Here is a 2,434-nt window from a genome sequence, read left to right as displayed (position 1 = left end):
GACAAGCCCGCTGCAGGCCGACGGCACGCGGATCGAGCCGCCGCCATCCGAGGCGTGCGCCACCGGCACGACGCCGGCGGCGACCAGCGCTGCCGAACCGCCCGACGAGCCGCCGGTGGTGTGGCCGGTATTCCAGGGATTGCGGGTGATGCCGAAGGCTTTGGATTCGGTCATCAGCCGCAGCCCGTGCTCGGGCGACGTCGAGGTGACGATCGGGATCAGCCCGGCCGCGAGATAGCGCTCGGTCATCACCGAGTTGAAATCGGGCACCCAGGCCGGAATGCGGCTGCCGCCATGCGACGGCACCCCTTTGATGGCGATGCCGAGATCCTTGATGGCAAAGGGCACGCCGGCCAGCGGCAAGGAGCGGTCGATGCTCTTCGCGCGGGTCCGCGCGGACTCATAGAGCGGCTCTGCCGTTGCATTGATTTCGGGGCGGGTGGCCTCGGCACGGGCGATCGCCGCCTCGGTCAACTCGATCGCCGACAGTTCACCCTTGCGCACCAGACCGGCAAGACCGGTTGCGTCTTCTTCCCACAGGATCCGTTCGACCGACATACGCGCCCCCCCCCACCTCCGCCAAGCTAGCCAGCGGCGATTCCCTTGGCAATCCAGGCCGATAGTGTCTCAGTTTGGAATTTGAGCGGCGACTTTGTAAGTCGGCTATCTTCCAGCGTTGGAACGGGGAGCAATTGCCCCCGGAACGATGTCGGTGTTTTGGGCAACCTTTATCCGCCAGCCCACCTGTTCTTCCTTCACAACCAGAAGCAGAATGCCTTCTCGTGTTCCGGCGGATGAGCCGTCCGGAGTGGATGCGCCGGTCAGGATCCATGTATAGTGCACTGATGCAAGGCCCGAGGATAATTCAACAACCGACGAGACAACACCCTCCAATCGGCTGTTACGAAACATGGTTTCATGAGTTGCGCGGTGCGCCTGTTCGATCTCGGTGCGGTTCTTCCACCACATGCCCACGACATTGACGAAATTTGCGTCGTCGGCGAACAACGCTGCGAAGTCGTCCATATCATGTCTGTTCCAAGCATCGGCAAAGGCAGTGGCGGCATCCTCAGGTTTGGCGACCACCAATCCCATGACAAATCTCCATTGCTTTCCGCTAAAGCGTAGCATGTCGGGGTCATCGCCTCAAATGCGATCGCCGCCTTTTGAATTTCAAACTGGGACACTGACTCGAGGCATGGTGCGGAAGCCCGAACTTTAGGTGCATGGAATATTTCGGGCGTTGCAAACACAATGCATTTGCCTAACTTGGCGCCCATGACGCCGCAGGACATCACCAAGCTGATCGTCCGGACTTCGATGAAGGATCGGGCCGCATTCGACCTGCTCTACCGGCAGACCAGTGCGAAACTTTTCGGCGTTTGCCTTCGTGTATTGAACGACCGGGGAGATGCGGAAGAAGCGCTGCAGGAAGTCTTCGTCAAGATTTGGACGAAGGCGGATCGTTTTGCTGTCTCCGACCTGAGCCCGATCTCCTGGCTGGTGGCAATCGCGCGCAATCATGCGATCGATCGCATCAGGGCGCGGCGCAAGCCTGCCGTCGATATAGATGCCGCGCTCGAGGTGGCCGATCCGGCGCCGGGACCTGAAGCGATGGCGGTGGCGGGCGATGAATTCGGACGCATCCACCACTGTCTCGATGAATTGGAAACGGACCGGGCGGCGGCCGTCCGCGGTGCTTACCTCAAGGGCGAAAGCTATGCCGAACTGGCGGAACGCCACGGCGTGCCGTTGAATACGATGCGTACCTGGCTGCGCCGCAGCCTGATGAAACTCAGAGAATGTCTGGAAAGATGACGCTGGCAGAGGACAACGGACCGGAACGTGGGGGCGACGACCTGTTCGCCGCCGAATACGTTCTTGGCGTTCTGTCGGCGGAAGAGCGGCAGATAGCATCCAGGCGCATCGATTCCGAAGCCGATTTCGCGCGGCTCGTCGACCGCTGGGAAGTTCGGCTGTCGCTGCTGGCATCAACCTATCCGGAAATCGAGCCGCCGGCTTCGGCAAAGCCGGCGATCGATCGCCGGCTGTTTTCAGCCACCGCCGCCGCGCCCGCCGCGACGCGTGCCGGCCTGTGGTCCAGCCTCGCCTTCTGGCGCGGCCTTGCGGCGGCCGCTGTCGCTGCGCTGGTGCTCTACATCGCCGTCCCCTATCTCAACCCACCGGCCGCACAGCCGCAGACCCGCCTTGTCGCCTCGCTCGCGGCCGAGGGCAGCGACGTCAAATATCTGGCGGTCTACGACGCTGCCCGCCACGATGTCGGTCTCTCTCTCGTCTCCGGCGAGCGCGCCGCCGGCAAGGACTTCGAACTGTGGATGATCGAGGGCAAGAATACTCCGGTCTCGATGGGCGTCATCGCGGCCGGCCAGACCGCGCATGTGACCGTTGCGCCGGCGGTGCAGCAGAAACTCGC

Annotated in this window: 4 protein-coding genes; 2 read left to right on the top strand and 2 right to left on the bottom strand. The window is 62.6% G+C overall.

The genetic code is table 11. The annotated features are described in order from the left end of the window. Both O7A61_RS31940 and O7A61_RS31935 read right to left on the bottom strand, forming a co-directional pair. The coding region (locus tag O7A61_RS31940; protein ID WP_337133129.1) for an amidase family protein at positions 1-558 on the bottom strand (558 nt) is incomplete at its 3' end. 105 nt (positions 559-663) lie between these two features. Next, a complete protein-coding gene (locus tag O7A61_RS31935) occupies positions 664-1,095 on the bottom strand; it encodes an SgcJ/EcaC family oxidoreductase (RefSeq protein WP_337133128.1) in 432 nt (143 codons plus the stop codon). 183 nt (positions 1,096-1,278) lie between these two features. Here O7A61_RS31935 and O7A61_RS31930 point away from each other — a divergent pair, with 183 nt between their 5' ends. Beyond that, positions 1,279-1,818, top strand: coding sequence for a sigma-70 family RNA polymerase sigma factor (locus O7A61_RS31930; protein WP_027143843.1), 540 nt, complete (start codon positions 1,279-1,281; stop codon positions 1,816-1,818). Then, positions 1,815-2,434: anti-sigma factor (locus O7A61_RS31925; protein WP_337133130.1), on the top strand; the 620-nt coding region annotated here is incomplete at its 3' end. The genes O7A61_RS31930 and O7A61_RS31925, both read left to right, overlap by 4 nt.

Source organism: Mesorhizobium sp. Cs1321R2N1 (assembly GCF_037179725.1).
Taxonomy (GTDB): Bacteria; Pseudomonadota; Alphaproteobacteria; order Rhizobiales; family Rhizobiaceae; genus Mesorhizobium; species Mesorhizobium salmacidum.
The sequence above is the reverse complement of the archived record's forward strand: the minus strand, read 5'-3'. Positions and strand labels throughout refer to the sequence as shown.